The sequence below is a fragment of the Fulvivirga sedimenti genome (genome assembly GCF_020328055.1).
Window position 1 is genome coordinate 915,490 of record NZ_JAIXNE010000003.1, and the last position, 16,805, is coordinate 932,294.

12 protein-coding genes are annotated in these 16,805 nt (G+C 45.3%); 3 read left to right on the top strand and 9 right to left on the bottom strand.

Annotation, left to right across the window (positions count from 1 at the left end; genetic code table 11):
• Positions 1 to 154 precede the first annotated feature (154 nt).
• Positions 155 to 847 carry a head GIN domain-containing protein gene (locus LDX50_RS16410; protein ID WP_225698390.1) on the bottom strand — a complete coding sequence of 231 codons (693 nt, stop codon included), beginning with the start codon at positions 845 to 847 and terminating at the stop codon, positions 155 to 157.
• 173 nt (positions 848 to 1,020) lie between these two features.
• Between LDX50_RS16410 and LDX50_RS16415 the strand changes: the two genes are divergently transcribed.
• The gene (locus tag LDX50_RS16415; protein ID WP_225698391.1) at positions 1,021 to 1,416 is read left to right on the top strand and encodes a tellurite resistance TerB family protein; all 396 of its coding nucleotides are present in this window, start codon (positions 1,021 to 1,023) and stop codon (positions 1,414 to 1,416) included.
• Between the two features lie 15 nt (positions 1,417 to 1,431).
• On the opposite strand, the gene LDX50_RS16420 is transcribed toward LDX50_RS16415, so the two are convergent.
• Complete coding sequence (locus tag LDX50_RS16420; protein ID WP_225698392.1) at positions 1,432 to 2,517, bottom strand: alanine racemase; 1,086 nt, start codon at positions 2,515 to 2,517, stop codon at positions 1,432 to 1,434.
• Positions 2,507 to 4,237, bottom strand: a complete 1,731-nt coding sequence (locus tag LDX50_RS16425; protein ID WP_225698393.1) for an amidohydrolase — start codon at positions 4,235 to 4,237, stop codon at positions 2,507 to 2,509. Before LDX50_RS16425 ends, LDX50_RS16420 begins: the two co-directional genes overlap by 11 nt.
• A 75-nt stretch (positions 4,238 to 4,312) precedes the next feature.
• On the opposite strand from LDX50_RS16425, the gene LDX50_RS16430 reads away from it, so the two are divergent.
• Positions 4,313 to 5,011, top strand: coding sequence for a hypothetical protein (locus tag LDX50_RS16430; protein WP_225698394.1), 699 nt, complete (start codon positions 4,313 to 4,315; stop codon positions 5,009 to 5,011).
• Here LDX50_RS16430 and LDX50_RS16435 read toward each other — a convergent pair whose 3' ends face one another.
• Both LDX50_RS16435 and LDX50_RS16440 read right to left on the bottom strand, forming a co-directional pair.
• Complete coding sequence (locus LDX50_RS16435) at positions 5,012 to 7,798, bottom strand: PD-(D/E)XK nuclease family protein (protein ID WP_225698395.1); 2,787 nt, start codon at positions 7,796 to 7,798, stop codon at positions 5,012 to 5,014.
• Entirely contained in the window at positions 7,795 to 10,947 is a 3,153-nt protein-coding gene (locus tag LDX50_RS16440) for a UvrD-helicase domain-containing protein (RefSeq protein WP_225698396.1), read from the bottom strand. Before LDX50_RS16440 ends, LDX50_RS16435 begins: the two co-directional genes overlap by 4 nt.
• A 94-nt stretch (positions 10,948 to 11,041) precedes the next feature.
• Between LDX50_RS16440 and LDX50_RS16445 the strand changes: the two genes are divergently transcribed.
• Positions 11,042 to 11,584, top strand: a complete 543-nt coding sequence (locus tag LDX50_RS16445; protein ID WP_225698397.1) for a hypothetical protein — start codon at positions 11,042 to 11,044, stop codon at positions 11,582 to 11,584.
• Here LDX50_RS16445 and LDX50_RS16450 read toward each other — a convergent pair.
• The 4 genes from LDX50_RS16450 to LDX50_RS16465 all read right to left on the bottom strand — a co-directional run bounded on the left by LDX50_RS16450 (position 11,581) and on the right by LDX50_RS16465 (position 16,804).
• Positions 11,581 to 12,432 (bottom strand): universal stress protein, encoded by an 852-nt coding sequence (locus tag LDX50_RS16450; RefSeq protein WP_225698398.1) that lies wholly within the window; start codon positions 12,430 to 12,432, stop codon positions 11,581 to 11,583. The two genes, LDX50_RS16445 and LDX50_RS16450, sit on opposite strands and share 4 nt — an antisense overlap.
• A gap of 139 nt (positions 12,433 to 12,571) precedes the next feature.
• Positions 12,572 to 13,498 (bottom strand): 1,4-dihydroxy-2-naphthoate polyprenyltransferase, encoded by a 927-nt coding sequence (locus LDX50_RS16455; protein ID WP_225698399.1) that lies wholly within the window; start codon positions 13,496 to 13,498, stop codon positions 12,572 to 12,574.
• On the bottom strand, positions 13,479 to 15,263 hold the full coding sequence (gene argS / locus LDX50_RS16460; RefSeq protein WP_225698400.1) for an arginine--tRNA ligase: 1,785 nt from the start codon (positions 15,261 to 15,263) through the stop codon (positions 13,479 to 13,481). The genes LDX50_RS16455 and argS overlap by 20 nt, the downstream gene beginning before the upstream one ends.
• Positions 15,245 to 16,804: a bifunctional GNAT family N-acetyltransferase/carbon-nitrogen hydrolase family protein gene (locus LDX50_RS16465; protein WP_225698401.1), complete on the bottom strand. Its 1,560-nt coding sequence runs from the start codon at positions 16,802 to 16,804 to the stop codon at positions 15,245 to 15,247. Before LDX50_RS16465 ends, argS begins: the two co-directional genes overlap by 19 nt.
• Between the last annotated feature and the right edge of the window lies 1 nt (position 16,805).

A 16,805-nucleotide genomic window follows, 5' to 3' on the forward strand; every position in this document is an offset into this window, starting at 1 on the left:
CGTATCACAGTTTGATACATCCGCTCACGCTGTTGCCGATGATTATTTCAGGCATTTTCACGTAGCGTTATTGAATTTTGAATTAAATCAACAGGAAGAGCGCCTTCGCTCTAGACGAAAAAAATAACCCTGACATTATCTGCCAGGGCCTGTTTTAATCTCCTGATTTTCTGACGGAGCCTCCGCTGCTGCTATCCGTCTGTGACCTTGTGGGGTTGCCGCGATATTTCACGGAACCTCCGCTGCTGGCATGAGCCTGGATCGAATTTTTGGCAAAGACCTTGGCATCGCCTGCACTGCTTGCCTGCACCTGAACCGCATCAAGGATAAGGTCATACGCATCTACATCACCTGCACTGGACACATCAATATTGGCATTTTGTGCTTTGCCACTAATTTCAAGATCTCCTGAGCTGCTTACGCTAATCTGGAGCAACTCAGCTTCCACTTCCATTTCGGCAGATGCGGCACTTGATATTGAAATATTAAGTCTGTTCGTACGCAGAACACCTTCGGTATAAACATTGCTGGCGCTGGTAGCCGTAATACCATCAAGTTTTCGATAGGTAGCATATACTTTAACGGTATGCCGGTAATTACCAGGGCGCATACCAATTTTCAATGTGCCGCCCGATACTTTCGTCTCAACATCATCAAACCGGCCATCCTCGATTTCAATTCTAAGCTTGTCTTCAGACCCTGGTATCAGGTAAAGATCAATGGCTTCGCCTACTTTAATTTCACTGAAAGAACCGACATTTCGTTCCTGGGATTGCTGCGAAAATACTGTGCCGGATGCCAGAAACAGTGCGGCTACGAATAAGAATAAGGTATACTTGGTTTTCATGCTTTTAAAATTAATATTCAATCCAAAGACAAAACAAGACATCAAGGGTTGCATCAGTGGTTCATCAAATGTTGAAATAACTACAAGTGTAATAATTCGGCGGTATTTTGACCAGTTCCGTGCCGGATTTTTAAATACATTTAAGCTTTGAAAAACGCAATCATTTTTTAATCATGGTACAAGAAAGACTTAATGTATTGATACAGCTGGCAGCCAGTGATAATCAGGTGGCTGAGAAGGAAGCCCGACTGATCCACATGATCGGACAGTCAAATGGCCTGTCCAGGGAAGAAGTTGACCAAATGCTGGGTAATCCGGCAAAGCCGATTGGAGATCTCAGCACGCTCAGTAGCGATCAGAAATTTGAACATTTGTATCACGTGGTGCAACTGATGAAAGTGGACGGACAGGTATTTAAAAGTGAAATAGCTTTCTGCCAGGATATTGCCGAGCGACTTGGATACAAGAAGGGCGTAATCGCAGAGCTTTCAAGTAAAATTTTCAGCGACCCGGCGATCACCTCCGATCGGGATCATCTGAAGAAGAAAACACAGAAATTTCTGAAATAAAAGAAGGCCGGTGCTTCACCGGCTTTTTTGGTAATGATCAAGGTAGACACCATTAAGTGTCAGGTATTTTGCCATGCATTCAGCTGTAAGGCATGAATGCACCGGTAAAATTGCCAAAACATCCCCCGCTTTGGCTGTTACGCCATCCAGTCTGACCATCCCATGCTCCTGTGAAATTCGTTCCAGGCTGCCCACAACCGAATCCTCCCATCCGGAAGGGTTCAGCATGGCGACCTTTCCGAAGGATTTATCGTCGAGCTGTTCCTTTGAAAAATGGACGGCACCGCCATACAACGTAACCACCGGCTCAATGGTCTTTTCAGTGACAACCGGACAGCATAGAACCACTCCGATATCATCAACTTCGCAGACACCAATATGGACCTGCATCATATCATAAAAAACGAAATTACCCGGACTCAAATCGGTGATAATATCCCCAAAATCATCCAGCACAGTACATCCCGGAGTATCACCATAGCACACGCCGATCTTTTTCTCGAAAACCGCCGCTACCTGCTCGAGACGGTCAATGGCCTCGTTGGCGGTTTTTTTCACTTCTTCCCTGCTACGGCAGGCATACGTATGTCCGGCATGTGAATAAATGCCGGCAAATTCAAGAAATTCAGACTCCTCGATCAGCGCATACAGGCGCATAATCGCTTCAGGATTATCATACCTGATCCCCGTTCTTTCGCTTCCCGTATCAATCTCGACAAATACCCTCAATTTGTGATTAACGAGTTTACTGATCTGTTCAGCGACGTCTTCGCTATCCACCAGGATCGAAATATCAATTTTTGAGGCCAGCTCATCGATACGATCGATCTGCCTCAGGTTGCATGGAAATGCAATGGTAATGTTATTCCAACCATTGGATGCGAAATATTCTGCCATGCCAACGGAAGAAACGGTAATATGGGATACACCCTCATCCCGAAACCATTCCCCAATCGCCCGGGACTGATGAGTTTTAAAGTGAGGCCTGAATACCTTACCCGCCCGGGCAGCTTTTGTAACCATCCTGTGGATATTCCTTCGAACCCGTTTTTCGTCGATCAGGAGCGTAGGTGTTCGAATATGTGACCAGTTATTTTTCATATACAATACGTCCGTCAATGATCGTCATTGCCACGTTTATATTCAAAATGTCGCTTTCAGGAACCGTCATAATATCCTGATCCAGCACGGTAAAATCGGCCAGCTTACCTACTTCTATAGAACCCGTAAGATCTTCCATAAATGCACCATAAGCGGCATCGAGGGTATAGGAGCGTAATGCCTCCTCCCGACTCATCCTTTGATCCGGCTCATACCCTTCCTCCGGTGTTCCTTCAAGGGTTTTTCTAGCCACACTTGCATAGAATGAAGCAATGGGATTTATTGGTTCAACCGGTACGTCTGTGCCGTTTACAATCCTCGCACCCGACTGAAGAAGTTTCTGCCACACATAGGCACCTTCCACAATACGTTTCTCTCCAAGACGGTCAATTGCCCATGGCCTGTCTGAAGCCATATGAATCGCCTGCATGGCAGGTATCACGCCCAATTCACCAAATCTTGGAATATCTTCCGGATGTAAATGCTGGGCATGTTCAATACGGTAGCGGTGATCTGCTGCAGCACCAGGATTTGCCACGAAAGCTGCTTCGTAACGGTCCAGAATTTCCTGATTGGCACGGTCACCAATTGCATGGGAACAAATCTGAAAGCCATATTTCAAGCCTTTTTCGGCCATGTCCTTAACGACAGACATGGGAAGTGTCTCATGACCGTAATGTCCGGCACGATCCGTATAAGGTTCGAGCAACCAGGCTCCACGAGAGCCTAACGCACCGTCACAATTAAGCTTAACTGAACGAATATTAAGCCACCCTGTAGTATCAATTTTTGGGCCCCGCTGAAACCACTCCTCTACATAATCAGGCTCAAATCCTGTAACCATCACATACAGCCGCACACCCAGTGAATCCTTCGCTTCATAACTGCGGTACAATTCAATGGTCTCCCGTCCAACTCCTGCATCATGAAACGCCGTTATTCCATTCTCCCAACTGTTTTGGACCGCCAGTGCGAACGCTTTTGCCTGACGTTCAGGGGTATTTTCCGGTGTGTTCTTGGCTAAAAGCCCCATTGCACGCTCATTAAAGATTCCTGTTGGATTACCCAGTTCATCACGAATGATCTCACCACCTTCCATTTCCATGTTCTGCATACTCTCCGTACTCATTGGCAGTACACCCGCAATTTCCATGGCTTTGTCATTAGCGATCAGGGCATGACCTGAGGCATGCCTCAGTACCACCGGATTATCCGGAGATACTTCATTTAATCCGTCATTCGTAGGGAACCCTTTGATCATTTCTTCAGCTGGCATATTCCACTTGCTCTGATGCCATCCCCGTCCGACGATCCATTCTCCGGGCTGTGCCTTGTCAACCGCTTCCTTCACGCGATCCACCATTTCCTGGTAGCTTCTCACATCCATCAGATCCAGATCCAGCTTGTTATACCCCATTCCCATGAAGTGACCATGTCCTTCCACCCATCCGGGCGTCATGGTTTTCCCGTTCAGGTTAACCTGCCTGGTGTTTTCAGTAATATATTGCTCCAGTCCGGCTGCCGGTCCTGCATATATAATTCGCTTGTTGGCAATTGCCACTCCTTCCACCACCGGATTGGTCTGATCCATTGTGTAGATTGTACCTCCGCTGATCACCATATCGGCGGTCACGGGGTTTTCCTTCGAAGTACAGCCATTCATGGCTATGTAAGAAATGAATGTAAATAACAGTAGCCAGAGCCTTTGTTTTGATACCATGATATGTATGTTTGTTTAGCTTGAATCGTTAAGTTAGTATGCTATGTCAATTTTTCACTAACCTTTCATAAAATTATGAAACGTTTCCTCTCCATTTTTCTTCTGACAACTCTCATTGCAGCTGCAACATCATACAAATCCCGCGCACAGGAAGTAGGTTTGTCCTTTTCATATTTCATCCCGAAGAACGGATACTTTTCCACCCCCATAAGTCCGTTTTCACTGCGTGGAGTGGGCGTCGACCTGAACAGATATATGGCTATTCAGACGGGATTCTCACTTTACCGGATGTCCGGAATGAACGTTAAGGATATTGAAAATATCGAAACAAATGATGCGATCGTAGGTCCTAATTTTACTATTATGGTTCCCCTTGAACTGGTGTTGCAGCTGGTTGGGCAATCGACAGAATTCCGCATCAAAGGAGGCGGCTTCGCTTTCTATGGTTTCGCCAACAAAATCAATAATGGCAACCTGGACAAGGCCATTCGAAAGTACGAATCATGGGATGTGGCCGATTCAGATGTGGATGGCAAACATGGAATTGGACTGGGTTTCTTCTTTGGAACAGAGTTCGTTTTCTATGTTTCCAATCAGTGGGGAGTATCACTGGAGGCTAACTATTTCATCGGGGATGCGCCCTTTGAAATGACTGGAAGCTATATAGGAGGAACGATGAGCGGGCCACTGGAAACGCGACCGATCGACTGGAAAGATGCAAAAATAGATTACACTGGGCTCGAGATTTCTATCGGAATTTTATTTGGCACCTGATCAGACGCGCTGACAGATCATATTATAGGGGCAATATTCACATATTTTTGAATTCTCCGTTTGTACATACACAGCGGAAGGAGAAAAGATTTTCCCGAGCAACTGGTCCAGCTCCTGCTCATATTGCCGATACGCGGAAAGGCTTGTTACGCGCGATTTGAGCTTCTTATCATAGAAAAGGGGGTCTGCATCCTGGAAGAGCACATCTCGGTTATAGACCGCAGGAATAACCTTGTCGGTATCGGCCTCTGACAAATACAACACGGCATAAAACATTGTCTGAAATGCGGCCTTATTCCTTTTTTCCTGAAAAAGACTATCCAATCCATCGAACTCCGATGAATCCGAACCTGTCTTGAAATCCACAATGCGGATCAGACCATCCTTCATGTCAATCCGGTCTACCGTACCCCCAACATAAACCTCAATGCCATCCTTCAGCAATCGCCTTCCCTCCACCTTTTTTTCAAGACCCAGTACCTTGAACGGAGCATAGGCTTCATCCTTATCAAGGATTCTTAGCAGAAATTTCTCAGCGACGCTGGCTGCAATGATATTTTTTCCTTCCGGCTCATACTGCTCACCATCTTCAATCTTATATCGTTTACGGAAACCGGCAATTACGGCATCCTTGATCCTGGGTTTGAGTTTTTTAACGTCCTCAGGGGATACTTCTTTTCCTAAATACGGAGTGTAAAGAAATTCGATACCCTCATGTATCAGCGAACCAAGCGTTCGGGCATCCACATTATCCTCAAGCTCATCGGATTCATAAAGCCTGGCAACATACCTGAAGAAAAATTTTAAACTGCAGTCAAGGTACGTATTCATCGCACTGGGAGCGAGTCTCTTGTTTGTATCCCGCCCTGTATATCTGCTCAATCGGCCCAATGTTTCCTCATCCTGGGGCACCATGATGGGCGATGTTCGCCCGGCATTGGCCTTACTGCGAAGTAGAATATTACTTACTTTCATTGGCCGCTCGTATATCAGTTGCTTGAGAAACCTGCTCATTTCTTCACCACCCAGATCATCCCCTTCCGTATTGTAAATGAATATGGCCTTACCCGCATTATGAAGAAGCCTGTAAAACAAATATGCATAAATGGCGTCCTGCTGATCAAAATGAGGCAAATCATAGGCCTTCCGCAGATTGTATGGAATATAGGAATGCTTGTTCTTTCCTGCGGGAAATGATTCTTCATTCATGCCCAGCACGAATATATGATCGAAATCCAGGTTTCTGGTTTCAAGAACTCCCATGATCTGCAATCCCTCCAGGGGCTCGCCCGTAAAGGGTATTTTATCCATGCGCACAAGTTGCCTGAAAAGACGCCTGAAGGTGTCAACACCGATTTTATAATCCATCATTTCCCGGTAGCGGTTCAGGTGCTTCAGAAAATAATGAATATGTGAGTTTGATATCTGTTCTGCAGAGATCACCGATAATTCCTCCAGGATGGATATCAGGTAGGAAACGAAGTCTCCATCGGTATCCGCGAAAATCTTTCTGTAAAGCGGAGTGATTGCAAGGCTGGGAATATTCCAGTAAAGCCGTTGCTCATGTTCATTTTTCCAGGGCCGTTCTGCCGGCAGGTGATCAGTCATCATCGGATGATTTTCAATTGCCAGAATCTGACGGTAATGAAATTTGATTTCCCCGTCCTGTTTGCGGGCCAGCAGATGTAATTCAGAAATGAGTTCGATAAATCCGCTCAGTGGAGCATAGATCAGCGGAAAACCCATGGTGATATTAATGGTCTGTACAGATTCGGGCAGCGAATGCAATACGGGCAGCAATAATGTTTCATCAGCAAGTACGACCGCTATGCGGCGTTGATCAAGTTCCGGGTTTTGCTCCAGTGTCTTTTGAAGCAAACTGCTGCAAAGTTTGGCCTGTCCGACATATTGAGGCACGCCGATAATTTGAACCTCCTGATCACCTGCACCGATCATGGCAGGCAGCACTTCAGGAATGGTATGTTTCAATTGCCTGTCATGCCGGAAAGCACGGATAAATCGTCCGGCTTCCTGACGTTTGTCGTTAACGTAATATTCGTCTACATCCCAGAAAATTCGTGTTGTCGGACGCCCGAGCAGGTGCTTGACAATCTTCTCTTCCGCAAACGTGAGGGCATTGAAGCCTGCAAACCACAAAATATCACCCGGTTGTCTCCAACTATGAGTCTCCACGTTTTCTGCAAGCTGTCTGTACATACTGCCCTCATAGCAATAACCATCTTCCTTGAGACGCGCTGTGAATGCGTCATATACATCATTCAGCCGGTTCCATATTTTAAGAAATTGTTCCTGTGACTCAGATCGATCACCATCAAATCCACGCCAGAATGACTGAATAAGCGCTTTCTGTTCTTCACTGAGAAAATCAAACGCCATATCAAGCTCTTTCTGGCGGCTCAAATCTTTATAGATATTCTGAGCAGGAACGAGGTATTTATCAATCTCATCAAAATCACGGAGCAACATCTGCCCCCAGAAGTAAAAATCCTCAAAGGCTTCGCCTGTGGGAATAATTTTATGATAAACCTTATACAACTCAAAGGTGAGAAAAAGCGCATCCGGAACAACCAGGTTTGATTCACGTTGAACAAGCTCCCGAAAAGAAATGATGGACGGGGCCCAAACAGGTCGTTCTGCCCTGGTTCTTAAAATCTGGCGCAAATACAATCCGGCACGCTGGTTTGGAAATACCACTGTTACACGACTCATATCGTCGCCATGTTCCCGGATCAATTCTTCCGCAACCTGGTATAAAAACCCCTTCATTGTACTTGAATTATATTTAAATCTTCCAGGTATAAAATTCTTCCCTCCACCTTACCGGTATATAGTTCCTTTACAAGCGAGAGGTAAGTCTTCATTTGTTCCATATCCGCTGATTTGGGGATTCCGGTTTTATAATCGATCACCATGGTATGGCCCTGCCGGTGTATTACCCTGTCAGGCCTGAATTCCTGACCATTCGAAAAAATAGCCTGTTCATTTCTTACTTCCCAGGAATTATCAAACCACTGTCGCACTTCAGGCGTTCTGAAAGCTTCCTTAAGTCGCGACCGGAGCCCTTCAAACTGCTGATCAGTCAGACCTTCAGCAAAACGTGTTTCGGTAAGTACCCCGGAAACATCATCCAAATATTTAACCCTTGAAAGAATATCATGCACGAGAATTCCAATGGAAATGGAAATCTGCTGCTGCTCATTACGAATTCGCTCCGGAACAGGTTTTAACCTCGTTTTTTTCTGCCAGTCAAAGAATGAATAATGATCAATTTCTATCTCCGGGAAGGGTGTCCCTGGCGCTCCGGCATAAACAAAATCAGGATTGCCATAACTAATAATATCTTCCTCCCGCTGTATGGGAAGCGGGAAAGAAGGATTCAGCAAAAGTTCTTCCACTACCTTTGAAATTCTTGAGTCCCAATCGCCTCTCTTTGCCATAAACCAGAGGTCGTGTGCCGAGCGTGTAAAAGCCACATACAACATATTCAGACTATCCAGGTAGTTCTTATACGATTCTTCTCTGAATTCACCAGCAAAGGCTGTATCCTTCAGCCCGCTGGAGAAATTAACCGGCACACGTGTCGGACCGGTAGGATCCGTCTCATATATGAACCAGTTAACGCCCTTGTCATTATTCAAATCCCAGTTCAAAAAAGGAAGCAGCACAGAATGAAATTCAAGCCCCTTAGCCTTGTGAATGGTCATTATGCGGATGGCGTCAAGGTCATCGGCAATTCGAATGCTTTCTTTATGAAGCTTGTCATCCCAGAAATCAATAAAACCCTGAACATCCCCTTTCTCCCTTTTCATATATGAAAGGACATGGTCCTGAAATGTCTGTAAATAGGGAAAATGACCCCTGGAATCCTGCAACCCAAGAATGCTTATCAAATTTTCAACCATGGAGAAAAGCGGGAGGCGCTTTAGTGCGGCGATGTGCAAAAGCAACTTCTGCTCCATTTCATCCTGTTGAAAAACATGCCTCTCCGATCCCGAAGAATTCAGCTGTCTGTAAAAATGCAGAAGTGCCGCACGGGTTAAATCATCTTCTGCATTATTTATATAACGAAGCGCAGCAATTAAACAGCTCACTGCGGTGGAGGCCGACAGATGAAGGGTCTCATTGGAAACCACATCAAATGAATATCCCTCTTCATGGTATTGCATGAGATACTCCGCGATCTTTTTCCCATCCTTGTTACGCCGTACCAGGATTGCCGTTTCTTTCAAAGGAACCTTCCGGTCCTGAAGATTTTTAAGCACTTCCACAATCTGCGGAAACACCATTTCATCATACGTATCATTATCCAGAAACCTACCCTCTACGTAGCCTTCCGGATCCGATGCTTTGCCAGCAAAGTTTTGCTTAACGTCACTGAAAATGTCCCGTAATCTCAATTCAATATCATATACCGGATCTTCAGTGAGTTTTTCAAAAGACTTTTTTAATACTGCCGGAATCTCTGAAAAAACCGCATTATTGAAGTCGACGATATTCTTGCGGCTTCGATAATTGGTAGCCAGGTTCAGGACACGCGGACCAAATCTTTGGAAGGTGTTCTCCACTTCGGTTTGCAGTAATTCCAGATCTCCTCCCCTCCACCGGTATATAGATTGTTTTACATCTCCCACGATAAGGTTCGTCTTGCCTTCAGACAGGCTGTTTTCTATGAGTGGACGAAAGCTGTCCCATTGAAACCTGGACGTATCCTGGAACTCATCAATAAGATAGTTTTCAAAAAAGGAGCCTACCTTTTCATAAATAAAGGGCGCATCCGTCTCCTTGACAAGTTTTCGAATAAGTCGGGTTGCATCGGATATAAAGAGAATATCGTGCTCTTTTTTATTAGTATCCAGTTTTCGGAGCAGATCCCTTGCCAGCGCAAAGAGATAAATATTTTTATATACTGCCTTTGCGGTTTTATATTCAAAAATGTGGTCATCCCAGAAGGTTAGCACCTGGTATGCAATTTCCTGAAAAGCTGATGCATCCAGGGTGGCTATTTCACCAGCCAGTATCTTGGTATTAGCTTTGGAAAACCAACTTCCTTCACCGGAGGCACAGGTTCGGAAGGTTTTGGTTAGTTTCTTCTCATCATAATTTCGGGCAGAAAGATTAAACAGGAAATTTGCTGCGCTTGCCCGCATGAAATCATGCTGTTCCAGTCCGCAAGCATGAATGGTGCTTACAGCCCTCTGACCCAGCTGCTGGAGCTTATCTTCAAATCCCCTGACTTTCCCGGCAGCAATTTCACGAAGCTGTTCAAACCTTGAATCTTCATACGTTTTAATTTCATTTTCGATGGAACGAAATGACTCCTGATCCAGCTCCTTGAGAAATGCCAGCAGTTCTCTCTCCACTTCCCACGCCTTTGCATACTCCAGTTTGGAAAAACTAAATTCTGCCAGCCAGCTGCGGATGTGTTTGTTCGAATCAACCTCTTCCATCAGGTCACGAATCACCTCCCGGTAAACCAGATCCTGTTCCAGTTCAAGCCGGTACCCACCAGCAATATGAAGCTCCCGCGCAAAGCTGCGAATGATCTGCTGAAAGAAGGCATCGATAGTGGTAATGGCAAAATGACTGTAGTGATGCAGGACTTCAGATAGCAGCGCTGCGCAGCGTTCCTGAAACTCCTTCGGAGACCAATCCAGTTGGCGCTGAAGTTCCTTCGCCATAGTATCCTCCAGATCACCCCTGGAAAACTGGTCAAGCTTCGCGATGATCCGATCTTTCATCTCCTTCATCGCCTTATTGGTAAACGTCACCGCCAGGATCTTCCTGTAGGCATAGCGATCTCGGGCTGATAATGCCAGCAGAATATATTCCCGCGTTAACGTATATGTTTTACCCGAGCCCGCAGAGGATCGGTAAATGGTGAGTGACTCAGTCTCCAGGAAATCTTGTGTGATCATGTCTGACTAAACTAGGATTTAATGCCGGTTTTGGCAATATTCACATACAGATCATTTCAGGTTACCCGTTCCTTAAAAAGCGAATAAAGAGTATATGAGATCACTGTTATTATTTTTAGTTGTCGGCTTAGTTGCAATTTCATCCTGTGATGAAACAAAATTCATATCAGCAACCAGATCCACCAGCATCAGTGATAGTCTTGTTGCCGTGGTTCTGGAAGCAATGCCGAACGAAATTACCGGTGAACGGATACTGAGTACAGCGACCAATCCCGAAATCGCAGAATTCGAGGAACGGATATCAGATTTTGACGTTGATTCACTGGTCTTTTCCATTTCCGAATACGTAGGAGATATGGACATCGAACTCCGGTCTAACCAGCTTTTGCTGATGGATCTGGATCGAAATGAATTATTACCCGCCGTTAATGTTCCGGACATTTCCCTTTATGAATTTAGCGAACAGGGTGAAGACTATATTCTTCGGTTTACCGACGAGGAGTCGCAGGTGATCGCGGATAACTTCATTGCAGACGAGGGAATTATTGTTCAATTCCACTCCTACATAACCGGTAAGCCGGTTTCGTTCCGTATCAAAGCGACGATGTATCTAAAGGTTACCGGCGAAATACTTTAAATATCCTTATCCACATAGGTCAGAACAGGACGGTGAGTGTGATTCACAACCGATTCTGCCAGGCTGCCGGTTAATAAGTGCGCTAAACCCGTTCTGCCATGTGTTGCCATGGCTATCATGTCTGCATCGATCTGTTCGGCAAAATTGAGGATTCCTGCTTCTTCAGTGGCATCGTTGTACACATGCAATTCAAAATTTCTCAGGGAGGAGTTCTCTGCAATCTTTTCCAGTAATGGCAAGGAGTCATGATCAGCCTTAAAATTATTCGGTGTATTTACCCTGACAAGATGGATCGTAGCGTTAAAAGCTTCCTGAATATCTTTCAAAACGCTTGCGCAAGAATGTTCAGGTTTCTCGAGTGAGTTTGCGTAAACGATTCTCTCGATCTTCAATGCCTTCATGGGCTCATGGATCGTAAGTACAGGACACTTCGCATGGCGTACGACCCTCTCTGCATTGGAACCAATGATAAATTCCTCGAACCCGCTCGAGCCCTTGGTGCCCATTACCACCAGATCGATATTCTTCTGTGAAATGATATCCTTCACTCCATAATAAATATCGCCAACGTGTAATTCAGTATTCACCTTAAGGTCCTTCATGTCAGGCCTTTTCAGAATTTCAGCAAGCTCTTCCTTTCCTTTTTCAATCAATTTCAGCACAAACAGGCGATCCTGCATATCTGGTAAGGCCACTTCACCGGTATAATGAACAGTGGGCAGGGTACCATCTACCACTACGTGAAGAAATGTTAATTCGGCGTTAAGCTTTCGGGCAAGATATGCACCTAAATCCACGGCGTATCCCGCCTGAGTGCTAAAATCTGTGGGTACGAGTATATGTTTCATTGCTTTTTTCTCTGTTTGCTACAAACTAACCATTAACCTGTAGTAAATGTATGAAAAAAGCCCCTTACAGGGCCTGAGATTTGTCAGTTATTTGAACTTGTAAACAGTCCGTTTTCTCGAAGGCATTCAGCCTTTCCTTTCAGGAATTTGATAGGATTATTCCAGCGCCAAAGGTAAGAACAAATAACAGTGTGCTCAGCGCCATTTGCTTCAGATACGGATCAAGGGCTGCACTTGTGCGTGCATTTTTAACAGCAATCCCATTTCGGATGATCACCGGAAATGATACTACAAACAACCACTGCCAGACATCCTGGTAATTCAGTAATACAAATACGACCGAGGCAGCCATTCCGCTCACAAGCAGAAACCAGTGATATCTGACTGCTTTTTCACGTCCGATTCGAACAGGAATGGAATATTTGCCGGCTTTACGGTCAGATTCGATATCCCGGATATTATTCACATTCAGCACTGCCACGGCAAATACGCCACAGGAATAAGCGGGCAGAAGGTAGGCTGAAATGAATTGCTGAGTATAGAGATAATAGGATCCCAGAACCCCTACCAATCCAAAAAATAATAAAACCGACAGGTCACCCAATCCCATATATCCATAAGGCTTTCTGCCGGCAGTGTAGGCGACAGCTGCAAGAATGGATAATAATCCCAGTCCGAAGAAAAACAAAAGGGCCTCAGGATTCCACCCAAAGGCAACATAAAGCAATGATATCCCGCAAATGAGAGCGAATGCGACAAAGATACCCATGGCGGTTTTCATTTGCGCCAGGGAGATCACACCGGATTGTACCATGCGACTGGGACCAGTCCGTTCGCCGTGATCTGCGCCATGTACCGAATCTCCGTAGTCATTGGCCAGGTTGGAAAGAATCTGAAGCAAGATGGTTGTTAGCGCACAAAGGACGAAGACGGGCCATTGAAAATGACCGTCTCCGGCAGCCAGAAAGGAACCCATGCCGATACTCGAAAGTGCGAGCGGCAATGTGCGTAGACGAAATGCGGTTATCCAGGGAGAAACTGCCATATCACATTCGTTCTGGTACATGAATTCCCAGCAGGCTCATTCCAAGCCGGATAACCCGGGCAATTTCCGATGAAATGAGCACCCGTATCTTCAGTTTATTCGTATCCTCTTCCGCAAAAATCGGTATCTCCTGATAGAACCGGTTATATTCCTTGGCCAGGTCATAAACATAATTGGCAATGATATCAGGGGCATAATTTTCACCTGCCTCGCTCACCTTTATGGGATACTGACTTACAAGTTGAATAAGATATGTTTCAACTTCCAGCAGACTGGTATCTGAGTCGATGTTATCAAATCCAATTTCAAGTTGTTCCGCCTTTCGGAGGATAGCACAGATTCGTGCATGAGTATATTGAATGAACGGTGCGGTATTGCCCTGAAACTGGATGGACTCATTAGGGTCGAATAACATACGTTTCCTTGGATCAACCTTCAACAGGAAGTATTTCAACGCGCCCAGTCCGAGTGTCTCATATAACTCTCGAGCCTGGGCATTGGTAAAACCCTCAATTTTTCCAAGCTCCTGGGTATGCTGACCGGCTGTTTCAACCATTTCCTCCATCAGATCATCTGCATCTACCACGGTCCCCTCGCGTGATTTCATTTTACCGGTTGGAAGATCCACCATTCCATAGCTGAGGTGATAGCATTCTTTTGCCCACGAATAACCGAGCTTATCCAGGATCAGAAACAGGACTTTAAAGTGATATTCCTGCTCATTGCCAACCGTATAGATCTGCCTGATAATATCGGGGAATTCACGATATCTGAGTATCGCCGTACCAATGTCCTGGGTCATATAAACCGATGTGCCATCGGCCCGAAGCAATAATTTTTGATCCAGTCCATCCTCGCTCAAATCCACCCAAACAGAATTATCTTCTTTTTGATAGAAGATTCCCTGTTCAAGTCCTTTCAATACTTCCTCTTTCCCGAGCAGAAATGTTTCGGACTCATAGTAGAGCTTGTCAAAATCCACACCCATTCGTTTATATGTGGCATTGAATCCTGTATAAACCCATTGATTCATTTGTTCCCACAAGGCATAAACCTCCGGATCCTTCTGCTCCCACTTACGCAACATGTCCTGGGCCTCCAGCATGATGGGAGCCGATTTTTCAGCCTCCTCCTGTGACTTGCCCTGATCAATCAGTGAAGCGATCTCCTTTTTATATTCTTTATCGAATTTCACATAATAGTCGCCTACCAGCTTATCACCTTTCTTTCCGGTAGAATCGGGTGTTGCTCCTTCTCCAAAACGTTTCCAGGCAACCATCGATTTACAAATGTGTATACCCCGGTCATTAATGATCTGGACTTTGTGCACTGTATAACCGTTGGCTTTCAGTATTTCCGCGACCGACCAGCCGAGGAAATTATTTCTCAGGTGCCCCAGGTGCAGCGGCTTGTTTGTATTTGGTGATGAATATTCTATCATCACTTCCTCTCCACGCGCTGTACTGAACCCATATTGTGCATTGGCGTGTATACTGCCAATCACACTGATCCAGGCTGAGTCATGGAGCGACAAATTCAAAAATCCTTTAACAACGTTGAAGTCACGAACCAGTGGTGAGTTAGCGGCCAGCCACTCCCCCAGTTGTTCGGCAGTTTGTTCCGGTCCTTTTTTTGAAATCCTTGAAAAGGGGAAACAAACAAGAGTATGCGAACCTTCGAAATCCTTTCTGGTTGGTTGCAACGTTACATCACCTTCTGCAATTTCAGCATCAAAGCAGGCACCAAATGCGCGAATGATATCTTTGATCAGTTGTTCTTCAAGCATTCTTTTTTCTTCAGTTTTACTTCATACAGATCCTTGCGGCGATCCAGCAGGTTTCGAACACTTCCATGCATATGAAGTTCCCGCAAATCATCCAGATCTACATCGGCTATGATCGTATTTTCTGTATTCGGAGTGCCCTCGGCAACCACCGCGTTCTGAGGAAAAGCAAAATCAGATGGTGAAAAAACCGCCGACTGCCCAAACTGAATATCCATATTTTTCACTTTAGGCAGGTTACCCACACTTCCCGAAATTGCTACATAACACTCATTTTCAATAGCCCTGGCCTGGGAACAAACACGCACGCGCTGGTAGCCGTTCTGCATATCGGTGGCAAAGGGGACAATAAGTATTTCCATCCCTTTTTCTGCCATAATTCTGCTGAGTTCGGGAAATTCCACATCGTAACAAATGAGAATGCCAATTTTCGCCACATCCGTGTCAAAAACATGGATCTTATCACCTCCCGACATACCCCAGTCGCCCCGTTCCGCCGGTGTGGGGTGAATTTTATACTGAGCCTCGAATGTACCGTCCCTTCGGCAAAGATAGGCCACATTGTAAAGCCGTTCATTCTCATAAACCGGCATGCTTCCAGCGATTATGTTTATGTTGTAGCTAACGGCGAATTCCACGATCTTCTCACGGATCTGTTCGGTATAATTTGCAAGCTTCCGGATCGCCTGTGCGGTATCACTTTCATTGAACTCAGCCATGAGCGGGGCATTGAATAATTCCGGGAAAACAAGGAAATCCGCTTTATACCCGCTTACCGCATCCACAAAAAACTCAACGTTATCGAAGAAAGACTCAACCGACCGAACTGCACGTAATTGCCATTGAACCACACCGATCCGGGCATAACTCTTACGAACGCGGATAGGATCTTCCGACTCTTCATAATAAATATTATTCCACTCTACCAGCACCGCATAATTACGGGAAGCCTTATCACCCGGCAGGTAGTTGTGGAGAATTTTCTTGACATGGAAATCATTGCTGATCTGGAAATAAAGCACCGGATCATAGATTTCTTTGGTTCTTACTTTCTGTATATAATCCTTTGGTTTCAGGTCATCACTGTATTTGTGATAGTTTGGCATCCGTCCACCCGCAATGATCGATCGCAGATTCAGCTGTTCACAAAGTTCCTTCCGTGCGTCGTATAGCCGCCGTCCCAGACGCATACCACGGTACTCAGGATCAACGCAAACTTCTATCGCATACAGAACATCCCCGTTGGGGTTATGTGTGTCAAAGGTTTCATTACCCGTGATTTTCTGAAACGTATGGTTATCGCCGAATTTTTTGTAATCCACTACCAATGACAAGGCAAATGCTACGATCTCACCATGATCCTCAACACCTATCTGTCCTTCAGGGAATAATTTCAGTAATTTCTTAATCTGTGATTTACTCCAGACATCATGCATTAAATGATAGGAGACCGCCATGATTTCAGCAATACGATCATAATCCCGGATTGTCAGATTCCGGGTTACAAGCAGATGTTGGGTACTTTCATTTTTATTTTCGATCATA